At 71.7% G+C, this 20,506-nt stretch carries 20 protein-coding genes; 7 read left to right on the forward strand and 13 right to left on the reverse strand.

Going from position 1 to position 20,506, the window contains the following annotated elements:
- Nucleotides 1-302: 302 nt before the first annotated feature.
- Nucleotides 303-1,571: an aminotransferase class I/II-fold pyridoxal phosphate-dependent enzyme gene (locus ACWCXX_RS17240; RefSeq protein WP_451127951.1), complete on the forward strand. Its 1,269-nt coding sequence runs from the start codon at nt 303-305 to the stop codon at nt 1,569-1,571.
- A gap of 90 nt (nt 1,572-1,661) precedes the next feature.
- On the opposite strand, the gene ACWCXX_RS17245 is transcribed toward ACWCXX_RS17240, so the two are convergent.
- Complete coding sequence (locus tag ACWCXX_RS17245) at nt 1,662-2,336, reverse strand: response regulator (RefSeq protein WP_451127953.1); 675 nt, start codon at nt 2,334-2,336, stop codon at nt 1,662-1,664.
- Entirely contained in the window at nt 2,333-3,460 is a 1,128-nt protein-coding gene (locus ACWCXX_RS17250) for a sensor histidine kinase (protein WP_451127955.1), read from the reverse strand. Before ACWCXX_RS17250 ends, ACWCXX_RS17245 begins: the two co-directional genes overlap by 4 nt.
- Nucleotides 3,461-3,680: 220 nt before the next feature.
- On the opposite strand from ACWCXX_RS17250, the gene ACWCXX_RS17255 reads away from it, so the two are divergent.
- Nucleotides 3,681-4,109: a DUF6223 family protein gene (locus ACWCXX_RS17255; RefSeq protein ID WP_451127957.1), complete on the forward strand. Its 429-nt coding sequence runs from the start codon at nt 3,681-3,683 to the stop codon at nt 4,107-4,109.
- Nucleotides 4,110-4,258: 149 nt separating this feature from the next.
- Nucleotides 4,259-5,359 (forward strand): Rieske 2Fe-2S domain-containing protein, encoded by a 1,101-nt coding sequence (locus ACWCXX_RS17260; RefSeq protein ID WP_451127959.1) that lies wholly within the window; start codon nt 4,259-4,261, stop codon nt 5,357-5,359.
- 111 nt (nt 5,360-5,470) lie between these two features.
- Here the strand turns inward: ACWCXX_RS17260 and ACWCXX_RS17265 are convergent, their stop codons facing one another.
- Nucleotides 5,471-5,740, reverse strand: coding sequence for a helix-turn-helix domain-containing protein (locus tag ACWCXX_RS17265; RefSeq protein ID WP_451127961.1), 270 nt, complete (start codon nt 5,738-5,740; stop codon nt 5,471-5,473).
- Between the two features lie 41 nt (nt 5,741-5,781).
- Here ACWCXX_RS17265 and map point away from each other — a divergent pair, with 41 nt between their 5' ends.
- Nucleotides 5,782-6,549: a type I methionyl aminopeptidase gene (gene map, locus ACWCXX_RS17270; RefSeq protein WP_451127963.1), complete on the forward strand. Its 768-nt coding sequence runs from the start codon at nt 5,782-5,784 to the stop codon at nt 6,547-6,549.
- 127 nt (nt 6,550-6,676) lie between these two features.
- Here the strand turns inward: map and ACWCXX_RS17275 are convergent, their stop codons facing one another.
- Together ACWCXX_RS17275 and ggt are read right to left on the reverse strand one after the other, a co-directional pair.
- Complete coding sequence (locus ACWCXX_RS17275) at nt 6,677-7,423, reverse strand: glycoside hydrolase family 75 protein (protein WP_451127965.1); 747 nt, start codon at nt 7,421-7,423, stop codon at nt 6,677-6,679.
- A gap of 234 nt (nt 7,424-7,657) precedes the next feature.
- Nucleotides 7,658-9,466, reverse strand: coding sequence for a gamma-glutamyltransferase (gene ggt / locus ACWCXX_RS17280; protein WP_451127967.1), 1,809 nt, complete (start codon nt 9,464-9,466; stop codon nt 7,658-7,660).
- 105 nt (nt 9,467-9,571) lie between these two features.
- Between ggt and ACWCXX_RS17285 the strand changes: the two genes are divergently transcribed.
- Complete coding sequence (locus ACWCXX_RS17285; RefSeq protein ID WP_451127969.1) at nt 9,572-10,315, forward strand: hypothetical protein; 744 nt, start codon at nt 9,572-9,574, stop codon at nt 10,313-10,315.
- 230 nt (nt 10,316-10,545) lie between these two features.
- Nucleotides 10,546-11,754, forward strand: coding sequence for a L,D-transpeptidase (locus tag ACWCXX_RS17290; RefSeq protein ID WP_451127971.1), 1,209 nt, complete (start codon nt 10,546-10,548; stop codon nt 11,752-11,754).
- 255 nt (nt 11,755-12,009) lie between these two features.
- Here ACWCXX_RS17290 and ACWCXX_RS17295 read toward each other — a convergent pair whose 3' ends face one another.
- The 5 genes from ACWCXX_RS17295 to ACWCXX_RS17315 all read right to left on the reverse strand — a co-directional run bounded on the left by ACWCXX_RS17295 (nt 12,010) and on the right by ACWCXX_RS17315 (nt 15,776).
- Nucleotides 12,010-12,882 (reverse strand): amino acid ABC transporter permease, encoded by an 873-nt coding sequence (locus ACWCXX_RS17295; RefSeq protein WP_451127973.1) that lies wholly within the window; start codon nt 12,880-12,882, stop codon nt 12,010-12,012.
- On the reverse strand, nt 12,879-13,523 hold the full coding sequence (locus tag ACWCXX_RS17300) for an amino acid ABC transporter permease (protein ID WP_451127975.1): 645 nt from the start codon (nt 13,521-13,523) through the stop codon (nt 12,879-12,881). The genes ACWCXX_RS17295 and ACWCXX_RS17300 overlap by 4 nt, the downstream gene beginning before the upstream one ends.
- 17 nt (nt 13,524-13,540) lie before the next feature.
- Nucleotides 13,541-14,458 carry a glutamate ABC transporter substrate-binding protein gene (locus ACWCXX_RS17305; protein ID WP_451127977.1) on the reverse strand — a complete coding sequence of 306 codons (918 nt, stop codon included), beginning with the start codon at nt 14,456-14,458 and terminating at the stop codon, nt 13,541-13,543.
- A 10-nt stretch (nt 14,459-14,468) separates the two neighbouring features.
- On the reverse strand, nt 14,469-15,212 hold the full coding sequence (locus ACWCXX_RS17310; RefSeq protein ID WP_451127979.1) for an amino acid ABC transporter ATP-binding protein: 744 nt from the start codon (nt 15,210-15,212) through the stop codon (nt 14,469-14,471).
- A gap of 123 nt (nt 15,213-15,335) precedes the next feature.
- Nucleotides 15,336-15,776: a DUF6278 family protein gene (locus tag ACWCXX_RS17315; RefSeq protein ID WP_451127981.1), complete on the reverse strand. Its 441-nt coding sequence runs from the start codon at nt 15,774-15,776 to the stop codon at nt 15,336-15,338.
- A 572-nt stretch (nt 15,777-16,348) separates the two neighbouring features.
- On the opposite strand from ACWCXX_RS17315, the gene ACWCXX_RS17320 reads away from it, so the two are divergent.
- Complete coding sequence (locus tag ACWCXX_RS17320; RefSeq protein WP_451127983.1) at nt 16,349-17,524, forward strand: Cmx/CmrA family chloramphenicol efflux MFS transporter; 1,176 nt, start codon at nt 16,349-16,351, stop codon at nt 17,522-17,524.
- A gap of 196 nt (nt 17,525-17,720) precedes the next feature.
- On the opposite strand, the gene ACWCXX_RS17325 is transcribed toward ACWCXX_RS17320, so the two are convergent.
- From ACWCXX_RS17325 to pcaDC, 3 genes are read right to left on the reverse strand one after another with little or no spacing between them, the layout of a single operon-like run.
- Nucleotides 17,721-18,500 (reverse strand): exodeoxyribonuclease III, encoded by a 780-nt coding sequence (locus ACWCXX_RS17325; protein ID WP_451127985.1) that lies wholly within the window; start codon nt 18,498-18,500, stop codon nt 17,721-17,723.
- Between the two features lie 47 nt (nt 18,501-18,547).
- Nucleotides 18,548-19,204 carry an MBL fold metallo-hydrolase gene (locus ACWCXX_RS17330; protein WP_451127987.1) on the reverse strand — a complete coding sequence of 219 codons (657 nt, stop codon included), beginning with the start codon at nt 19,202-19,204 and terminating at the stop codon, nt 18,548-18,550.
- Between the two features lie 12 nt (nt 19,205-19,216).
- Complete coding sequence (pcaDC, locus tag ACWCXX_RS17335) at nt 19,217-20,494, reverse strand: bifunctional 3-oxoadipate enol-lactonase/4-carboxymuconolactone decarboxylase PcaDC (protein ID WP_451127989.1); 1,278 nt, start codon at nt 20,492-20,494, stop codon at nt 19,217-19,219.
- Between the last annotated feature and the right edge of the window lie 12 nt (nt 20,495-20,506).

Consider the following 20,506-nt stretch of genomic DNA (forward strand, 5'->3'; position numbering starts at 1 on the left):
TGTCAGAGAGCCTCAACGCTTTTTCTACGCCCGTAGACACGTGCGTAGAGGAGAACGTAAGCCCCGCCACACAGCGGGGCAAGACCATCGCCGTGAACCGGCGGAGTCGATCATGTTTCACACCCGTGCGGTCCACATGCTCCTGCGGCCTCACCCTTGGGAAGCAGGTGCTGTTCCCACCTGCCCGGCGGGGCCGGGGGCCGGGGGCGGGAGCCGTGCCGACGGGGCCCGGCCGGCGGAGCCCGCGCGGTTTGCATTCTCGGCAGGAGCCCGTGCGTGCGGCACCTGCGAGAGGAAACACCATGACCACCGAGCTGTGCCCCGACGCCCTCACCGGATTCCTCGACCGGGCCCGCCGGGACTACCGGGACCTGGTGGGGCTCGGGCTCTCCCTCGACCTCACCCGGGGCAAGCCGGCGCCCGAGCAGCTCGACCTCTCCACGGACCTGCTGAGCCTGCCCGGTGGCCGGCACACCTCCGCCGACGGCACGGACGTGCGCAACTACGGCGGTCTGCAGGGGCTGCCCGAGCTGCGGGAGATCTTCGCCGACGTGCTCCAGGTGCCGGTGGGCCGGCTGCTCGCGGCCGGCAACTCCAGCCTGGAGCTGATGCACGACTGTCTGGTGCACGCCCTGCTGAGCGTACTGCCGGGCGCGGAGTCGCGCTGGGTGGAGCAGGGACGGATCGCGTTCCTGTGCCCGGTGCCCGGTTACGACCGGCACTTCGCGCTCTGCGAGCGGTTCGGGATCGACATGATCCCGGTGCCGATGACCGCCGACGGCCCGGACATGGAGGCCGTGGAGCGGCTCGTCGCCGAGGATCCGGCGGTCAAGGGCATCTGGTGCGTGCCGAAGTACAGCAACCCGGACGGCGTCTGCTACAGCGACGCGACCGTGGCCCGGCTCGCCTCGATGGACACCGCCGCCCCCGACTTCCGGATCTTCTGGGACAACGCCTACGCCGCCCACCACCTCACCGACGAGCCCGTCGAGATCGCCGATCTGCTCGCCGCCTGCGAGAAGGCGGGGAATCCCGACCGGGCGTTCGTGTTCGGCTCCACCTCGAAGATCACTGCGGCGGGTGCGGGCGTGGCGTTCTTCGGCTCCTCGTCCGCGAACGTGCAGTGGCTGCTCGGCAACAACTCCAAGCGGTCGATCGGCCCCGACAAGGTGAACCAGCTGCGGCACGTCATGTTCCTGCGGGACGCCGACGGCGTGCGTCGGCACATGGAGCGCCAACGCGCCGTGCTGCAGCCGAAGTTCGAGACGGTGGCCCGGATCCTGGACGCCGAGCTCGGCGGCACCGGACTGGCGTCCTGGACCTCGCCCAGGGGCGGGTACTTCGTCACGCTGGAGGTTCCGGACGGCTGCGCCAAGGAGGTCGTGCGCCGCGCCGCCGAGGCGGGCATCGTGCTGACCCCGGCCGGCGCCACGCACCCGTACGGCGACGACCCGCGCGACGCGGTCATCCGCATCGCGCCCAGCTACCCGGGCCTCCCGGAGCTGGAGCAGGCGATCACGGGCCTCGCCGTCTGCGTCAGGCTCGTGGGCTACGAGCAGCAGGCGGGCTGAGGTCTTCCGTCCGGACCGGGCCGGGCCCCGCAACCCCGGCCCGGTCCGGACGAGGGGCTCCGGGACGGCCTCGTACGGCACGAGGCGTGATCAAGGGTCATGCGGGGTCACCAGGCCGGATTCGTAGGCGAGGACCACGAGTTGGGCCCGGTCGCGGGCACGGAGCTTGGCCATGGCCCGGTTGATGTGGGTTTTCGCGGTCAGCGGGCTGATCACCATGCGGCCGGCGATCTCGTCGTTGGACAGGCCCCGCGCGACCAGGGCCACGGCCTCGCGTTCGCGGGTGGTCAGCTCCTCCAGTCCCGTCCCGGTGCGGGCGCGGGTCTCGGTGGGGAGCGGCTGAGCGACGTAGCGGTTGATCAGTCGGCGGGTGATCGAGGGCGCCAGCAGGGCGTCGCCGCGAGCGGCGACGCGTACGGCGTGCAGGAAGTCCTCCGGCACGACGTCCTTGACCAGGAATCCGGCGGCACCGGCGCGCAGCGCGTCGAAGACGTATTCGTCCAGGCCGTAGTTGGTCAGGATGACGACGTGCACCCCGCTCAGTGCCGGATCCGCGGCGATGCGCCGGGTCGCCTCGATGCCGTCGACGACCGGCATCCGGATGTCGACGAGCGCGACATCGGGCAGGTGCTCCCTGGCGAGCTCCAGACCCTCGCCGCCGTCGGCGGCCTCGGCCACCACCTCGATGTCGTCCTCGAGATCGAGAAGGGCCCGGAACCCGCTGCGGATGAGCGGCTGGTCGTCGACCAGCAGGACACGGATCACGGCGTCCGGTCCACGGGCAGTTCGGCCCGGACGGTGAAGCCGCCCTCGCCCCGTGGTGCGGCGCGCAGCCGGCCGCCGAGGGCGGTGACGCGTTCACGCATGCCGAGCAGCCCGAGACCGGGCGCCGGGGCGGTGGCCGGCGTCGCCCCGCCGTCGTCGTCGACCCGTACCACGAGGGTGTCCGGACGACAGTCGATCCGCACCGACGCCGTGGCCGCGTCCGCGTGCCGGGCGACGTTGGTGAGCGACTCCTGAACGATCCGGTAGACGGTCCGGTCCACCGCGGCCGGCACGTCGTGCCGCCGTCCCTCGATCGTCAGCGTCGCGTCCAGGCCGAACGCGCGGGCCCGTGCCACCAGTTCGGGGACGTCGTCGAGGCCGCGCGGCGGGGCCGTGTCGTCGTCGCGCAGCGCCTCCAGCGTCGCGCGCAGCTCCCGGCTCGCCTCGCGCCCGGCCTCCTGGATCGCCAGCAGGGAGGGCGGCACCTCCTCGCCCCGGCGGCGGGCCACGTGCACGGCGACCTCCGCCTGCACCTTGATGACCGAGATCTGGTGGGTGAGCGAGTCGTGCAGCTCCCGGGCGATACGGAGCCGTTCCTCGTCGGCGCGGCGCCGCGCGGTCTCCTCCCGGGTGCGCTCGGCCTCGTCCGCCCGCCGCTCGGCCTGCCGCAGCGCCTCTCCCGCGGCGCCGGCCGCGATCAGCCAGGCGATTTCGAGGGCGCCCCGGGCCTGTGCGAAGGCCTCGCCCGTGTCGTGCGGCCCCGAGGCCAGGACGGCGAGCGGGAGCAGGGCCAGCGTGACCACGCTCGTCACCACCGCGACGGTGCGGTGTCCCGCCCTGACGGCCGCGTACACCGCGACCAGGTACGCGACAGCGGGCAGGTCGAACCCGGCCGCCTGGTACCCCACCGCGCACAGCCCGGTGACGGCCAGGACCGCGACCGGAGCCCGGCGGCGTACGCCCAGCGCCAGCCCGCCGGTCGTCAACAGCGCGTATCCGGGCAGGGCGAGGTCCGGATCCGAACGCTGTCCGGACAGCCCTGTGACCAGCAGCGCCGCCATCACACCGACGGCGATGCCCCAATCCCCGAACCGGGCCCGAACACCGGACTCACCTGCATCCATGCGCGCACCCTAACCGGCTGCCGCCAGGGGCGAGTCCCCCTCGTGAACGAGCGGCCGACTACCGCACCCGCGGTACTTCCCCGCCTCCTGCGGCGTCCGTGGCAGCCGGATGCGGCACCGGCGGCAGTGCGAAGTGTCTGCGCCCGCCGGACGACCGCGGACGGGGGCGGCGGACATGCTCGGGCAACGCCCAGTCGCAGGAAGAGAAGGAGTACCCCACATGTCTGTTCGCCGCCTGCTCGCCGCCGCCGCGGCCGCCGTGCCCGGAGGCATCTGGCTTGCCGCACCGGCGGTCGCACACGCCTCGACGCACTCGGCCGCCGTCGACACCTACGCCCTGACCACCGGACGGCTCGTGGGCACCACGGCCGCGCTCGTGGCACTGGCCGGCGTGGTCATCGGCAGGCTGGCCCTGGCCCGCCCCACCGACCGGACCGGCACCGGCACCGGCCGCAAACGGAGCAGGGCTGTCGTGGCCCTCGTGGCGGGGCTGGTCGGCACGGTCGTCGGCGCGCTGAATCTGGCCGTCGCCGACGGTGGTCCCGGCACCGGCAACGGTGTGGTCGGTGGCGCCCTGGCCCTGGCGCTTGGGGTGATCGGCGTGGCCCTCGGCGTCCTGGCCCTCGGGCGCTCCCGCCGCACCGGCTGACGGCACCGAGCGCACGGCCGGTCCGGCCGAACGCCCCGGGACGTCAACCCTCGTCGCTTTTCTCCCCCTTCAGGTGATGTGCGGCGTACCGGGAGGATTCCGGGGCGGGTTGGGCAGGGTCCAGGCGACCGATCCTGGAAGGGGAATTCGTGGGACTGTCACGCGAGTACGGACGCGCCATCACCGAGGGACCGACCCCGGCCGATGCCGCGGGCGCCGCCGCCCTGCCCTATCCGAGCGGCTGGTCGGCGCTGGCCTTCTCGGACGAACTACGGCCCGGCACCGTGCTCACCCGGCCGCTGGCGGGGCAGGACGTGGTGCTGTACCGGCTCGGCACGGGGGCCCTGCGCGCCGTCCGCCCGTACTGTCCGCACCTCGGCGCCCATCTCGGCCTGGCGAAGGTCGACGGGGACGATCTCGTGTGCCCGTTCCACTTCTTCGCGTTCGGCCCCGACGGCGCGTGCGTACGGACGGGGTACGACACGCCGCCGCCGAGATCGCCGCTGACCCAACTGCCGGTGCACGAGGTCAACGGCGCCGTCTTCGTCTGGCGCCACCACGACGGCCGGGCCCCGGACTGGTTCGTCCCCCGCTGGCACGAGATCGGCCACCGGCCGGCCCGCAGCGCCGCGTGGGAGCTGGCCGGCAACGTCCAGGAGGTCATCGAGAATTCGGTGGACCTCGGGCACTTCGCCACCCTGCACGGCTGGGACAGGGCGGAGATCGGCGGGCCCGTCGTCTACGAGGACGCCGCGTTCCACGTGTCCATGCGGGCCCACGAGTCGGCGCCGCTCCTGGGCAGTTTCGTCGTCGACGTGGAGGTGGACGGCTACGGGCTCGGCTGCCTGCACGCCGACGTGCACACGCCCCGGCTCGGGCTGCGGATGTGCACGATGGTGCTGCCGACGGCCATCGCGCCCAACCGGATGCAGTTCCGCCAGCTCAACCGGATCTCCTTCGCGGAGCCGTCCCGGCTGCCGGCCCCGCTCGCGCGGGCGGTGAGCCGGACCGCGGCCCGGCTGCTGGACGGCGCCGTCTTCCGTTCCAGCTGCGAGTTCACCGCCGCCGACTTCCCGATCTGGCACCACAAGCAGTACCAGCAACCGCCCCGACTGGCGCCCGGCGACGGCCCGATCGGGCCGTTCCGGCGCTGGGCCCGCAGGTTCTACCCGCCGCCGGAGGGCGGCAGGAGGACACTGCCCGAGCCCGGCGAGCGCAGGAAGCGCAGCACGGAAGCGGAGGTGCCCTGAACACCGGGAAGCCGTTTCGGAGCCGGCCGCTTCCCGACCGGGGGCGCCGCTCCCGGCCTTGCGCCGCCGTTTCGCGACCGGTCCCGGGACGGGGACGAGGACGGGGTCGTCCTACCCGGCCAGCGGAACCGCTTCCGGCTCCGGGGCGCAGCGGACGAGGATCTCGTCCATCGAGAGTCCGAGCGCCCCGGCCAGTGCCGCGACGGTGAAGAAGGCGGGCGTGGGCGCGCGGCCCGTCTCGATCTTGCGCAGCGTCTCGGCGGAGATTCCGGCGCTCGCCGCGATCTCGACCATGCTGCGCGCGCCGCGCGCCTCGCGCAGCAGCACTCCGAGGCGTTCGCCGCGGCGACGCTCTTCCGGGGTCAGGGGCGTTCGTACCATGCCGTCATTCTAATACCGCTCCGACCGGTATAGTAATTGGCATGGTGCAGCTCAAGACAGACACATCCATAGCAGCGATGCGGGAAACCGGGCGGGTCGTGGCACGGCTGCTCGACGCCGTCCAAAAAGCGGCCGCGGTCGGCGTCTCGCTGCGTGAACTCGACGAGGTGGCCCGTGGCGTGCTGCGCGAGGCCGGGGCCGGATCCCCGTTCCTGAACTACCGGCCGCACTTCGCGCCCACCCCCTTCCCCGCCGTGATCTGCGCGTCGGTCAACGACGCGATCGTGCACGGAATCCCGACCGACCAGCGACTGCGCGACGGCGACCTGGTGAGCATCGACGCGGGTGCGACGCTCGACGGCTGGGCCGGCGACTCGGCGATCAGTTTCACCGTCGGACGCGCCCGGCCCGCGGACACCAGGCTGGTCGAGACGGCCTCCGCAGCGCTGGAGGCGGGCATCGCGGCGGCCGTCGTCGGCAATCGGATCGGCGACATCGCGCATGCGATCGGCACGGTCTGCCGCACGGCCGGGTACGGCATTCCGGAGGGGTTCGGCGGCCACGGCATAGGCCGGTCGATGCACGAGGACCCGGCCGTCCCCAACGAGGGGCGCCCCGGCCGCGGCATGCCGTTGCGGCACGGCATGGTGCTGGCGATCGAGCCGATGCTGATCGGCAGCGGCAAGGACGCCTTCCACGCGGACCGGGACGGCTGGACGTTGCGCACGTCCGACGGCAGCCGGGCGGCGCACGCCGAACACACGGTGGCGATCACGGACGACGGGCCACGGATCCTGACCGCGCTGTAGACGGGCAGGGGGGCGCGAAGCCATCGACAGGGCGGCCCCGCCCCCACTCCCCCGGCCTCCGACTTCCGGGCCTGCGGGAGCCGCCGCGGGGGCCGGCGGGAGGAGGGGCCGTCCTGCGGCGGTCGCCCTAGTTGTTCTGTATGAACTGCTTGGCGAGGGCGTCGCCCGCGGTGACGGCCGCGCTGTGGCTCTCGATCGGGGTCACCTTGGAGTTCTTGAACAGGATGTAGGTGACGCCGGACTCGGCACCGCCGGTCTCGGGGTCGGGGTCGATGCCGAGGGCCTCGGCGGTGGCGTACGAGGCCTCACCGATGATCTTGTTGGGGCCGGTGTCGCCGACGACGGCGTACTCGACCTTGTTGTTGTAGATGACGGCGACGACGCCACCGCCCTTGATGCCGGAATTTCCGTAGTTCCAGATGCTGCTGGTGCTCGGCACGACGACGTACGGCAGTTTCTCGGCGTTCAGCGGCTTTCCCGTGGAGGTCGTGAACGCCGTCTCGTTCTGGAACCAGGGGTCGGTGTCCTCGTTGCAGGCGGCGGTGATCTCGCCGTCGCAGTCGATGTCCATGTCGGCCTTCCAGAACACGGCGCCGTTCTTGTCGCACACCGGCACGGTCGCCGAAGTCTCCTCGTCCGTGCGGTACTTGCCGTTGGATATCTGCGAGCACGAGGTGACCTTGGCCAGCAGGTCCGCCGCGCCGACGGACCCCTCCTCGCTGCCCGCGGCGCCACCGCTGCCCGCATCCGCCCGGGAGGCGGAGGCGGAGGTGGCGCCCGGTACTTGACCGGCATGGGCGGCCGGGGTCAGCGCGGTGGCCGCGAGCAGCACGGCGGCCGGGACTGCGGTGAGGGCGAGCGTTCGAGTACGCACAGTGGGGTGCCCTTCTGACAGGAAGCTTTCCTTACGGACGCGCTCAAGATGCTCCCGTCCCGTGCCCCCGTCAAGACCACAGGGCCCCTTCCTCGCGAGGTTCCGCGAGTAAGGGGCCCTGAACAAAAGGCGATTGACGTCATGTCATTTACGACGCCCTCGTCGTGACCGGATGCCGCCGTGACGGCCGGTGCCGTCGCGCCCGACAGCGGGCAGCGGCAACAGCGGCGACGGTCAGGGGCGCCCGGCCGGCTTCACGACCATCGCCGAGCCACCGCCCCGGCGCTCCTTCTCGGCGGCGGCCAGCCACCGCCCGTCCGGCAGCCGCTGCACACCCGTCGCCGCCCCGAGCTCCGAGCTCGGCTTGAAGACGTGCCCCAAGGACTCCAGCTCGGCCTTCAACGGACTGTCCCACAGCCCCGGTTCGAGCTCCGTCGCCGCCGAGTTGCGCTGGCTGGCGCGCGGCGCCGCGATGGCGTCGACCAGCGGGAGCCCCCGGTCGACGGTGCCGATGAGCGACTGCAGCACGGTCGTGATGATCGTGGCGCCGCCGGGCGACCCCAGGGCCAGCACCGGCTCGCCGTTCTTCAGCACGATCGTCGGCGACATGGACGAGCGCGGGCGCTTGCCCGGACCGGGCAGGTTCGGGTCGTGGACCGCGGGGCTGGCGGGCGCGAACGAGAAGTCCGTCAGCTCGTTGTTGAGGAGGAATCCGCGCCCCGGCACGGTGATGCCGCTGCCGCCGGTCTGCTCGATGGTCAGGGTGTACGCGACCACGTTGCCCCACTTGTCGGCCGTCGTCAGATGCGTGGTGTTCTCCCCCTCGTACGTCGTCGGGGTGGCCGTGCCACCGGCCGTGCAGTCGGCCGGGTGGCGCGGGTCGGCCGGCGCGAGCGGGCTGGGCAGCACCGCGTCGTCCTTGATCAGGCACTCCCGCGAGTCGGCGAACCGCTGGCTGAGCAGTTCCCGCGTCGGCACGTCCTCGAACGCCGGGTCGCCGACCCAGCGTCCCCGGTCGGCGAACGCGATCCGGCTCGCCTCGATGTAGCGGTGCAGGTACTTCGCCTCGCTCACCTTCGAAAGATCGGTGGACTCAAGTATGTTGAGCGCCTCGCCGATGCTCGTGCCGCCCGACGAGGACGGCGCCATGCCGTACACGTCGAGGCCCCGGTAGTCGACCTTCGTCGGGGCCTGCCGCAGCACCCGGTAGGACCGCAGGTCCTTCGCGGTGAGGTCGCCGGGCCGCACCACACGGGTGGCCGCCGGGTCGACGGGCGGCTTGCGGACGGTGCGCACGATGTCCTCGGCCACCTCGCCCCGGTACAGCTCGTCGACGCCCTTGCGGCCCACCTTCTCGTAGGTGCGCGCCAGGTCCGGGTTCTTGAAGAGGGACCCCACCACCGGCAGTTGACCGCCCGGCAGGAAGAGTTCCCTGGTCGCCGGGAAGTCGGAGAACCTGGCCTGGTTGTTCCTGGTCTGCGCACGGAACGTTTCGTCGACGACGAAGCCGTCCCGGGCGAGCCGTTCGGCCGGCTTGAGCACCTGCCGCAGCGACTTGCTGCCCCAGGCGTCGAGTGCGGCGTCCCAGGTGGCCGGGGTGCCCGGGGTGCCCACACCCAGTCCACTGGTGACGACGTCGTCGAAGGGGATCGGCTTGCCGTTCTCCACGAACAGCGAGGAGTCCGCGCCGAGCGGTGCGGTCTCCCGGCCGTCGATCGTCCGGACCGTGCGTTCCCGGGCGTCGTAGTAGACGAAGTAGCCGCCCCCGCCGATGCCCGCCGAGTAGGGCTCGGTCACACCGAGCGCCGCCGCGGTCGCCACGGCGGCGTCCACCGCGTTGCCCCCCTTGCGGAGCACCTCGATGCCCGCGGCCGACGCGTCCGGGTCGACACTGGCCACCGCACCCCCGTACCCCACCGCGACGGGCGACTTGGGCGGTGGCTCGAAGGCCGGTGCGGACGAGGAAGGACCGGCCGCCCCGACCGTGACCACAGCCGCCAGAACAGCCGACAATGATGCGTTCCGTGCGACGGAACGTCTCATGCGCACCTCCAAGTAGGTGATCGTCCGCGCAGGGTAGCGTCGCTTCGTCTGCCCCGTCAGGGCCACCATGAAACCGGGTCCGATTGCCCGCTAACATGCCCGCCCATGACTGACGACGTACGCAACATCGTGCTGGGCGTGATAGCCGCCGGCATCAGCGCCTCGTTGGGCTGGATCACCCGCACCCACCTCTGGCGCCGCAAACTCCGCCGCAAACAGGCCTTCTTCGGGCTGCCGGGCAATTCCGAGTGCCTGCTCGTCGTCAACCGCGACGCGGGTGGCGACGGCTCCGTCCACCGCCACGACGTCTTCGCCCTGCTCGAACTCTCCGCGCTCATCAAGGACTGCGCCGCGCACGCGCAGATCCTGTCCCACGACGTCGCCCAGCAGGGCTTCGGCGAGCGCACCGAATTCTGTGTCGGCGGTCCGGTCTCCAACCGGCGGATGGCCGCGCACCTCCACTCCCTGCTGCCGGGGGTGAAGGTGAACACCAGCCCCGAACCCGGGCCCGACCGGGGCGCCTTCCAGATCGGCCCGGAGCGCTACCGGGCGGAGAAGGGGGTCACCGAGCACGTACTGCTGGCCAGGCTGACGGTGGGTCAGGACGCCCGTCCCGTCTTCCTGTTCTGCGGGCAGCAGGCGATCACCAACCAGGCGGCCTCCCGCTATCTGGCCCGCAACCACGAGAAGCTGTTCCGCAAGTACGGCGACAGCACCTTCTGCCTGCTGCTGAAGGTCGTCAACTCGCAGGCGTACGGCCCCGACGTGGTGGAGCTCGTCGCGGACGTGACCCGGGCCGCGCAGGCGCCCGTTCCGGCACCGCGCAACTCCCACCGGGCGACGGGCTGAGCGGTGCGGGCCGGGGTCGCCCGGCCCGCCGCAGCCGCTTCCGCCCCGCCGTGCGCACGGCCGCCTTCCCCGTCGGGGCACCCGGGCGGCGGCGAGTGGCCGGGCGGTGACCCGTTGCACTGCGGTGCATATCACACCGGGTTTTCCCGTTTTCCGGTCATTTCATGGAACCTGCCCCTGCGGCGCGTGCCTCTCCCTCGGCGAGAAGCAATGCCTTGGAGGTTTTTCCGTTGATCGCTGCACGTCGGCCCGTACGTCGTACCGCCGCTCCCAACCGCCCGGTCCGGTTCGCCCTGACCGCCGGGATCGCGGTGCTCGGCCTCACGCTCACCGCCTGCTCCGGGGCCGCCGCGTCGGGCTCGGCCGCGGGCGGCACGGCCGGGGCGGAACGCGACGCCGGGATCTCGGTGAACCTCCGGGGCGACAGCGCCGCCCCGGGGAAGCCGGTGAAGGTGACGCTCGACAGCGGAAAGCTGAAGTCGGTCACGGTGCGCGCGGACGGCGGGAACGCGCTCACCGGCCGGATATCCGCCGACGGCAGGACCTGGACCTCGGACCGGGTGGCCGCGCCCGGCACCGCGTACCGCGTCGAGGCGAAGAACACCGACGGCGGCAGCGGCAGGGCCGCCTTCACCACCGCGGCCGCAGACAAGGTCAACAAGCTGACGCTGGCCCCCGGCAAGAACACCACGGTCGGCATCGCCCAGCCGCTGTCGATCGTCTTCGACAACCCGGTGAAGGACAGGGCCGCGGTCGAGAGGGCCCTGAAGGTCTCCACCTCGAACGACACCGAGGGCTCCTGGGGCTGGCTGCAGGACTACTCCGGCAAGGACCGGATCGACTGGCGGCCCAAGGAGTACTGGAAGTCCGGCACGAAGGTCACGCTCGAAGCCGACCTCGACGGCATCGACTCGGGCCCGTCCGGCGGCTGGTTCGTCCGCGACTACCGGACCACCTTCACGATCGGCGACGAGCAGGTGGTGAAGGTCGATCTCGACCGCCACCGGCTCGCGCTGCAGCGGGGCGGGAAGACCGTCATGGACGTGCCCATGTCGGCCGGTACCCCCGGTGGCGAGAAGGCGTCCTGGCGCGGCACGGCCGTGCTGATGGCCAAGGAGGGCACGATCAACATGCGTTCCGAGACGGTCGGTCTCGGCAACGCCTACGACAAGATGGTCGACTCGTCGATGCGGCTGACCTGGTCGGGGATGTACGCCCACGCGGCGCCGTGGAACGCCGCCTACTTCGGTTCGGCGAACCGCAGTTCGGGCTGCATCGGGATGAGCGACGCCAATGCCGGCGCGCTGTACGGGCAGGTGCGGGTCGGCGACCCGTTCGAGATCACCGGCGCGGACGCCAAGGGAACGGTCGCGGAGGGCAACGGCTACGGGGCGTGGAACGTGTCGTGGGCCGACTGGCGGGCGAAGAGCGCACTGTAGCGGGACGGCCGGGCCGGGCCGCCGGGCGGACGGCCCGGCCCACGAGGTCGGGGCCGTCGTGGAAGCGTCGGGGCTGCAGGGCGACGCCGTCGGCCGCCGCACAACACCGGGCGCAGCCCGGCCGGCGCGCAGCTGACCTTCTTCTCGCCCGGGAAGGGCCCGTCGCACGGATCCGTCGTCCTGCGCGAGAAGTGATCACCGGCTGCTGCCGGACGGGGCACTGCTCCTCGGGGACCGCCTCGCGGCGGGCCCCGGCTACTGCACTCCCGGCAGCAGCGTTCCTGGTTCGGCCGGTGCGACCTGCACGGCCTTCATCTTCGGATTGCGCCTCTCCCGCTTGGCCACCCAGGTCGCGAACCAGGAGAGCAGCATGCACATCCCGATGTAGATCGGTGAGATCACCATCACCACGGGGATGAAGGGAAGATCGTAGTCGAGGTTGGACGCGATGAGCTTGCCCGCGTGGAGGAACTCCTCGTAGGTGATCAGGAAGCCGAGCGAGGTGTCCTTCAGCGCCACGACCAGCTGGCTGATGATGGCGGGCAGCATGGCCCGCACCGCCTGGGGGGCCAGTACGTGGGTCATGACGTGCGTCTTGCGCATCCCCAGGGCGTACGCGGCCTCGCGCTGGCCGCGCTCCACCGAGTTGACCCCGGTGCGGAACACCTCGGCGAGCACCGAGCCGTTGTACAGGGTCAGCCCGGTGACCAGCGCGGGCAGGGGCTGCACCTTCAGCGCCACGAAGACGAAGAAGATCATCACCAGTACGGGCATGGCCCGGAAGAACTCGACGAGCAGCGTCGCGATCCACCGCACGATCCGGTGGTCGGAGAGCCGTCCGAGGGCGAGCACCCCGCCGAGCAGCAGGGAGAGCACCGCGGCGTACGCGAACGCCTTGAGGGTGTTGCCCAGTCCGCGCAGCAGCAGTTCCTGGATGCCCTTGTAGGTGAAGGGGGTCCATTTGGCACTGGTGAACTGCCCGGTGTCGAAGAGCAGATAGACGATCCAGCCGAGCAGGGCGAGGATCAGTGCCGTCGAGACGATTCCGTACGCCCTGTGGCGTCTGCGGGCCATGGGGCCCGGAACGTCGTAGAGCGCGGTGGCGGACGGGGCGGTGTGGGTGGTCATCGGGCGACTCCCCAGCGCTTCTCCATCACGTTGAAGAGCGCACTGATGGACAGGGTGATGATCAGGTAGCCGACGGCGATCCAGACGAAGCTCCAGATGATGTTGTAGCCCAGCTCGTTGAGGGTCTTGTAGGTGCCGAGCAGTTCGGTGACGCTGAACGCGCCGGCGATCGCGGAGTTCTTGGCGAGGGCGATCAGTGTCGAGCCGACCGGGGGGATCACCGACCGGAACGCCTGGGGCAGCACCACGGTGTTCAGGGTCTGGCCGAACGTCATGCCGAGGCTGCGGGCCGCCTCGCCCTGTCCCTTCGGCACGGTGTTGATGCCCGAGCGCAGCGCCTCGCAGATGAACGCGGAGGTGTAGCAGCCGAGTGCGAGGACCGCGAAGACCTCGAAGGGGAGCACCAGGCCGAAGCGGGGCAGTCCGAGCAGGACGGCGAAGAAGAGCAGTGTCAGCGGGGTGTTGCGCAGCACCGTCACCCAGACCGTGCCGAGCGTCCGGAGTGCGCCGACGGGGGCCACCCGGAAGGAGGCCATGAGGAAGCCGAGGAGCAGGGCCAGGATCGAGGAGTAGACGGTCAGCTCGACCGTGCCCAGGAATCCCTTGCCGTAGAGCGAGAAGTTCTCGGTGAGTACGTCCATGGTCGTGGTCCGCCCTTTCAGGTCGCCGGGTAGCGGTCGATGGGCGGCGGTGTCGGCGCGGGGACCCCGGACAGGCCGAGCGTGGCTTCGAACGCCTTCTTCCAGTTGCCGTTCTTCTCGTTGGCCTCCAGGGCGTCGTTGAGCGCGAACCGCAACGCGTTGTCGCCGCGCGGGACTCCGATGCCGTACGGCTCCTGGGAGAACGGCTTGCCCACCACCTTCATCTCGTCGGGCGCCTTGGCCGCGAAGCCCAGCAGGATGGCGTCGTCGGTGGTGACGGCGTCGACCTGGTAGGTCAGCAGGTTGTCCACGCAGATCGAGTAGGTGTCGTAGGAGACCAGGATCGCCTTCGGGTAGTCGGCGGCGATGCGCTGGTACGGGGTCGATCCCGCGGCCGAGCAGACCGTCTTGCCGGCCAGGTCCTGCGGGCCGTCGATGTCGTTCTCGTCGGTGCGGACGAGGAGGCCCTGCCCGGCCATGTAGTACGGCCCGGCGAAGCCGACGAGCTTCTTGCGCATGGCGTTGATGGTGTAGGTGCCGACGTAGTAGTCGATCTGCCCGTTCTGCAGCGCCGTCTCGCGGTTGGCGGAGGCGATGGTCTGGAAGCGGATCGTCTTCGGGTCGAAGCCGAGCGAGGCCGACATCATCTTGGCGATCTCGATGTCGAAGCCCGAGTAGATGCCGGTGGCGGGGTCCTTCTCGCCCAGGTAGGGCTGGTCCTCCTTGGCCCCGACCCGGAGGTATCCGCGCTTCTTCGCCTTCGTCCAGGTCGGTGAGGCGGGCAGTCGGAAGCCGGTCTCGACCTTGTACACCGGCAGTTGTTCGGCCTTGGGGCCCTTCACCGGCGGGCTGCCCTCCCGGCCGCACCCGGCGGCGGCGAGGGCGGCCAGCAGGAGGCCGGCCAGGGCGCCCAGAACTCTTCTCGTACGCAACACGGAGCCCCCGTCAGTGCTTGAGGATCTTGGACAGGAAGTCCTTGGCGCGGTCGCTCTCCGGAGCGGTGAAGAACTCCTCGGGACTGCGGTCCTCGACGATGCGCCCGTCGGCCATGAAGACCACGCGGTTGGCCGCGGAGCGGGCGAAGCCCATCTCGTGCGTGACGACGACCATCGTCATGCCGTCCCGGGCGAGCTGCTGCATGACCTCCAGCACCTCGTTGATCATCTCCGGGTCGAGCGCCGAGGTGGGCTCGTCGAAGAGCAGCGCCTTGGGGTTCATGGCGAGGGCGCGGGCGATGGCCACCCGTTGCTGCTGGCCGCCGGAGAGCTGGGCGGGGTACTTGTCGGCGTGCGTGGCCAGCCCGACCCGCTCCAGCAGTTCGCGGGAGCGCCGGTCCGCCTCGTCCTTCTTCCGCTTGCGGACCTTGAGTTGGGCGAGCGAGACGTTGGCCAGCACGGTCTTGTGCGCGAAGAGGTTGAACGACTGGAAGACCATGCCCACTTCGGCCCGGAGCTCGGCCAGCCCCTTCCCCTCCTCGGGGAGGGGCCTGCCGTCGATCGTGATGCTCCCCGACTCGATCGTCTCCAGGCGGTTGACGGTCCTGCAGAGCGTCGACTTGCCGGAGCCGGAGGGGCCGATGACCACCACCACCTCCCCGCGGCCGACGGTGAGATTGATGTCCTGCAGTACGTGCAACTGCCCATAGAACTTGTTGACGTCCCGCAGTTCGATCAACGGATCGACGGCCATACGCTGCCCTACCCACTTTTCGCTGTGTCGAAGTCAGCGCAAACTAACCAGCCCGAAAAGGGACTTCGACATCGACACGCACAAATGGTACATAAGGCTTTTTGTTCGGTTGTAGGGAGATCCTCAGCCCTCGGCCGACTCCGAGTACACCTGCGAGAGCTCGGGGCTGCCGGAGATCGCCCAGTCCAGCCCCGCCTCGACCACGTCGATCTCCCGCCCCGAGGCGAGCCGCACGACGGGCTGCCCGCTGGGCCTGATGCTCCAGGCCGCGCCGGAGACATTCCGCACCAGCACCGTCCCGAGGTACAGACCCGCGTCATTGCCCAGCCAGGGCAGCTCCTCCGGATCGTCGCGCCAGCGCGGCGGCAACTGGTCGAGGGCCGCCAACGAGGCAGGGGTGTCGTCGAGTTGGAGGCCGCGCTGCCCCGCCCGGACACGCAGCAGCTCACACTCGGCGAGGAGCTCGGCCGCGCCCTCGGGATCGGCGGCGACCGCGGAGGCGAGCCCCGCCCCCCGCGTGCCGTCGTGACGCTTACGCCAGTTGTCCAGGAAAGGGATGTTCATACCACTCAGGGTCGCATCCCTCCCGTGTCGCGCACCACAGGGCGCGCGGCCCGTCGCCCGAGTACCCGGCCGGTCCCGGCCCCGCCCGCGTGCCGCCGCCCCGGTGCCCGTTCCGGGTCCCGGCCGAAAAGGGGTGGAGGCCGGGTGGTCCGGGCTGATAGTTTCGCGATCATGTCCAGCCCCGAGTCCGACAGAGGCTAGCCACCGGTCCGCCGGTGGCCGATCCGTCGTCGAATCGATCCCGTGGGGCCGGACACCGGCCCCGGACCGTCTCCGTCCGGCTGCCGCCGCAGGACCACCACGGTGTGGGCCGCGCTTTCCCGACGCGCTCGTGACCGCTTCCGTGCGCGGGTGCGTCCGTACACGACACGTATGTACGTGACGCATCCGTACGCGACACGACGAGGCGCGCGTTCCCCGGCTCCGGCTCCGGCGTCTGCCGTCGTGCCGTCCCGCCGGATCACGTCCGGGGATTCCCCGGCGTTCTTCCGCGTCGCCGCCCGTCATGACGGGCGGGCGCGGGCCCGCACCCCCTGCCCGGTCCATCCGTCAGCCGTCCATGGGGTTCCTTCATGCCATTTGCCGTATACGCGCTCGGGCTCGCCGTCTTCGCCCAGGGCACATCCGAGTTCATGTTGTCCGGTCTGGTCTCGGACATCGCCGCCGACCTGCACGTTTCCATCCCGGCCGCGGGCCTGCTGACCTCGGCCTTCGCGATCGGGATGATCGTCGGGGCGCCGTTGACGGCGCTCTTCAGCCGTGGCTGGCCGCGCCGTCGGGCGCTGTTGTTCTTCCTCTGCGTCTTCGGCGCCGCCCATGTGGTCGGCGCACTCACCCCCGGCTACGGGGTGCTCCTGGCGACCCGGGTCGTCGGGGCGCTGGCCAACGCGGGCTTCTGGGCCGTGGCCCTGGTGACCGCGGTCTCCATGGTCGGGCCCGAGGCCCGTGCCCGCGCCACTTCGGTGGTGGTCGGGGGCGTCACCCTCGCCTGTGTGGCCGGGGTACCCGCCGGTGCGGCGCTGGGCGGGCACTGGGGGTGGCGGGCCGCCTTCTGGGCCGTGGCCCTGGTCTGCGTACCGGCCGTCGTCGTGATCGCCGCGGCGATCCCGGCGGCGCGGCCGAAGCCGGCTCCCGTCCGCGCCGGTGCCGAGCTGCGGGTCCTGACCGGGCGGCCCCTGCTGCTGACCCTGCTGACGAGCGCCCTGGTGCAGGGGGCGACGTTCTGCGCGTTCTCCTACCTCGAACCGCTCGCCACCCGGGTCACCGGGCTCGGGGACGCCTGGGTGCCGGGACTGCTGGCGCTGTTCGGGCTGGGGTCGTTCCTCGGCGTCACCGCCACCGGCCGGTACGTGGACGCGCGGCCGGTCGCCTTCACCGCCGCCGGGCTGGTGGCGCTGACCGTCGGCTGGGCCGGGTTCGCGCTGACCGCGGGCAGCCCGCTCGGCACGGTCGTGCTCGTCCTCGTCCAGGGGACGCTCGCGTTCGGCACCGGGACGGCGCTGATCTCGTGGGTGTTCCGGCTGGCGGCCGACGCGCCGACCCTGTCCGGTTCGTTCGCCACGGCCGCGTTCAACGTGGGCGGTGCGCTCGGGCCGTGGCTCGGCGGGCTGGCGATCGACGCGGGGCTCGGCTTCAGGTCCCCGCTGTGGGTCAGCGCGCTGCTGATGGTCCTGGCGCTGGGCACCGCCGCGGCGCCGGGCATCCGACGGGTCGCCGAACGCGGCCGGGACGGTGTCGCCGCGCTCTGACGAGCCGGGGTGGTCCAAAGGCCCCGCCCGGCGCTGAACGGGCGGGGCCGTCCTGTTCTCTGCAAGCAGCCAGCAAGCGGGATAAGGACGGGAACCACGCTAACGGCGACCACTGACAACGCCGGCCGGGGCGACCGGTCGCCCCGGCCCCGGGGCCGTCGGGAACCGCGCCCCGCGGCCACCGGGGCGGGGGCCGTCAGAGGCCGAGGTCCACGACCACCGGGGCGTGGTCGGACGCGCCCTTGCCCTTGCGCTCCTCGCGGTCCACGTAGCTGTCCTCGACCGCCGCGACGAAGGGCGCGTTGCCGTAGACCAGGTCGATCCGCATGCCCTTGTTCTTCGGGAAGCGCAGCTCGCGGTAGTCCCAGAAGGTGTACGGACGGTCGTACTTGAGGGGGCGCGGCACGACGTCCGACAGCCCCTCCTCGCGCAGTGCCGCGAGGGCGGCGCGCTCGGCCGGGGTGACGTGGGTGGCGCCCTCGAACAGCGCCGGGTCCCAGACGTCCTCGTCGGCCGGGGCCACGTTGAAGTCGCCCAGGACGGCGAACGGCTGCGCGCCCGCGGCGTCCGCGGCGACGGCCTTCTGCAGCGCCTCGAACCAGCGCAGCTTGTACGCGTAGTGCGCGTGCTCGACCTCGCGGCCGTTGGGCACGTACACCGACCAGAGGCGGACCGGGCCGCAGGTGGCCGAGACGGCCCGCGGCTCCTGCACGCCCTCGTAGTCGGGGCCGCCCGGCAGTCCTGTGACGACGTCGGACAGGCCGACGCGGGAGACCAGCGCCACGCCGTTCCACCGCCCGGTGGCGTTGACCGCGGACTCGTAGCCGAGTTCGCGGAGCTCGTCCGCCGGGAACTGTTCGGCGGCGCACTTGGTCTCCTGGATGCACAGCACGTCCGTGCCGGTGCTCTCCAGCCAGGCCAGCAGCCTCGGGAGCCGGGCGGTGATCGAATTGACGTTCCAGGTGGCGATGCGCATGGGGTAAACCTAGCGGCTGCCACCGACAGTCGCCGGACCGGCGACGGTCACAGGCCGGTCGATTCCCCCGGAGCCAGCCGGCCGTGGTCGGCGCCGCCGAGGCCGCCGATCTGGTTGTCGTAGATCGGGCGGGCGAGGTCGGTGAGCAGCGCGTCGTGGATGTCGATGGCGCGCCGCGGCCCGACCTCGCGCACGTAGTCGATGACCTCGGAGATCTTGTTCCAGGGGGCCATCACCGGGAGCATCAGGGTGTCGACCGGCCGGTCGGGGACGGTGAGCGCGTCGCCCGGGTGGAACAGCGAACCGTCCACCAGGAAGCCGATGTTGGTGATCCTCGGGATGTCCGGGTGGATCACCGCGTGCAGTTCGCCGTGCACCTGGACGTCGAAGCCCGCCGCGGTGAAGGTGTCGCCGTTGCCGACGGTGTGGACGCGGCCGGGGAAGGCGGCGGAGAGCCGCTCCGCGACGCTGCGCAGGGTCCAGACCTCGACCGCCGGATCGGCCTCCAGGCCGGCGCGCAGCCGCCCCTCGTCGAAGTGGTCGGGGTGCTCGTGCGTCACCAGGACCGCCTCGGCGCCGACGGCTGCGTCCTGCTCCGAGAAGCCGCCCGGGTCGATGACGAGCGTCCGCCCGTCCTTCTCCAGGCGGATGCAGGAGTGCGTCTTCTTGGTCAGGGTCAGGTGTGTGGGGTTCTCCGCGTTCATGAGCCCATCCTGCTACGGGCGGGGCGTCGTTTCTTCCCGGATGACGCCCTGGGCGATGGTGAAGGCGGCGTTCGCGGCGGGCACGCCGCAGTAGACGGCGGTCTGCATCAGCACCTCCTTGATCTCCGGCGGGGTGAGGCCGTTGCGCAGGGCGGCCCGGACGTGCGCGGCCAGGCTCTCCAGGCGGCCGGAGGCGATCAGCGCGGTGAGGGTGACACAGCTGCGGGTGCGGCGGTCCAGCCCGTCCCGGGTCCACACCTCTCCCCAGGCATAACGCGTGACCAGTTCCTGGAAGTCGCCGGTGAAGTCGTCGGCGGCGGCCATGGCCCCGTCCACATGGGCGTCGCCCAGCACCTCGCGGCGCGCCTTCATCCCGGCGTCGTACGGGTCGGCGCGTCCGGCCGGGTCGGGCTGCGGCTGCGGGGCGGCGGCGGTGATCTCCGCGACGGGCAGCACGGGGGCGGAGAGCTGCGGGACGTCCGGCGGGACGGGGATGGCGGCGAGGGTGTCCTGCCAGGCCGCGGAGAAGTGGGTGAGGAGCAGGTCGGTGACGGCCGCGGGCTGCTCGACCGGCGCGAGGTGGGAGGCGCCGGGGACGAGGGCGAGCCGGGCGTCCGGTATGCCCGCGACCAGGGTGCGGGCGTCGCCCGGTCCGGTGACCCGGTCCTCGGAGCCGACCAGGGCGAGGGTCGGGACGGTGATGCGGCCGAGTTCGCCGCGGATGTCGAAGGCGGCGAGGGCCTCGCAGGCGGCGATGTAGCAGCCGGGGTCGGTGGTGCGGACCATCTGGACGGCCCATTCGACGATGGCCGACTGCGCGGCGGCGAACCCGGGGGTGAACCAGCGCTCCGGCGCGCTGCGCGCCATCGGCTCCAGGCCGTTGGTGCGGACGACCACTCCGCGCTGGCGGAATTCGTCGGCGCTGCCGAACCGGGCCGAGGCGGCGACCAGGGCCAGTGAGGCGATCCGGTGCGGGTGGCGCAGCGCGAGGTCGGCGCCGATCGCGCCGCCGATGGAACAGCCCGCGTACCCGAAGCGCCGGACGCCGAGGCCGTCGAGGGTGGCGATCAGCCGGTCGGAGAGTTCGCCGATGGCGGTGGCGGGGTGCGCGGGGGCGCCGCCGTGGCCCGGGAGGTCGTAGCGGAAGACCCTCCAGTGCTGGGTGAGCTCCGGTACCTGGCGGTCCCACATGTGCCACGAGGTGCCGAGGGAGGGCCCGAGGACCAGGATCGGTGCGTCCTCGGGCCCGTCGAAGCGGTACTGCAGGGTTTCAGTCGTCGTCTCACTCACCCGCCCACGCTC

It is taken from the genome of Streptomyces sp. NPDC001732, from assembly GCF_053596315.1.

What these genes read in the sequence shown, in the direction of transcription:
- ACWCXX_RS17320 (WP_451127983.1), top strand. Translation starts at nt 16,349, where the DNA reads ATGCCATTTGCCGTATACGCGCTCGGGCTCGCCGTCTTCGCCCAGGGC.
- ACWCXX_RS17300 (WP_451127975.1), bottom strand. Translation starts at nt 13,523, where the DNA reads ATGGACGTACTCACCGAGAACTTCTCGCTCTACGGCAAGGGATTCCTG.
- ACWCXX_RS17265 (WP_451127961.1), bottom strand. Translation starts at nt 5,740, where the DNA reads ATGGTACGAACGCCCCTGACCCCGGAAGAGCGTCGCCGCGGCGAACGC.
- ACWCXX_RS17250 (WP_451127955.1), bottom strand. Translation starts at nt 3,460, where the DNA reads ATGGATGCAGGTGAGTCCGGTGTTCGGGCCCGGTTCGGGGATTGGGGC.
- ACWCXX_RS17285 (WP_451127969.1), top strand. Translation starts at nt 9,572, where the DNA reads ATGACTGACGACGTACGCAACATCGTGCTGGGCGTGATAGCCGCCGGC.
- ACWCXX_RS17310 (WP_451127979.1), bottom strand. Translation starts at nt 15,212, where the DNA reads ATGGCCGTCGATCCGTTGATCGAACTGCGGGACGTCAACAAGTTCTAT.
- ggt (WP_451127967.1), bottom strand. Translation starts at nt 9,466, where the DNA reads ATGAGACGTTCCGTCGCACGGAACGCATCATTGTCGGCTGTTCTGGCG.
- ACWCXX_RS17315 (WP_451127981.1), bottom strand. Translation starts at nt 15,776, where the DNA reads ATGAACATCCCTTTCCTGGACAACTGGCGTAAGCGTCACGACGGCACG.
- ACWCXX_RS17325 (WP_451127985.1), bottom strand. Translation starts at nt 18,500, where the DNA reads ATGCGCATCGCCACCTGGAACGTCAATTCGATCACCGCCCGGCTCCCG.
- ACWCXX_RS17255 (WP_451127957.1), top strand. Translation starts at nt 3,681, where the DNA reads ATGTCTGTTCGCCGCCTGCTCGCCGCCGCCGCGGCCGCCGTGCCCGGA.
- map (WP_451127963.1), top strand. Translation starts at nt 5,782, where the DNA reads ATGGTGCAGCTCAAGACAGACACATCCATAGCAGCGATGCGGGAAACC.
- ACWCXX_RS17295 (WP_451127973.1), bottom strand. Translation starts at nt 12,882, where the DNA reads ATGACCACCCACACCGCCCCGTCCGCCACCGCGCTCTACGACGTTCCG.
- ACWCXX_RS17240 (WP_451127951.1), top strand. Translation starts at nt 303, where the DNA reads ATGACCACCGAGCTGTGCCCCGACGCCCTCACCGGATTCCTCGACCGG.
- ACWCXX_RS17330 (WP_451127987.1), bottom strand. Translation starts at nt 19,204, where the DNA reads ATGAACGCGGAGAACCCCACACACCTGACCCTGACCAAGAAGACGCAC.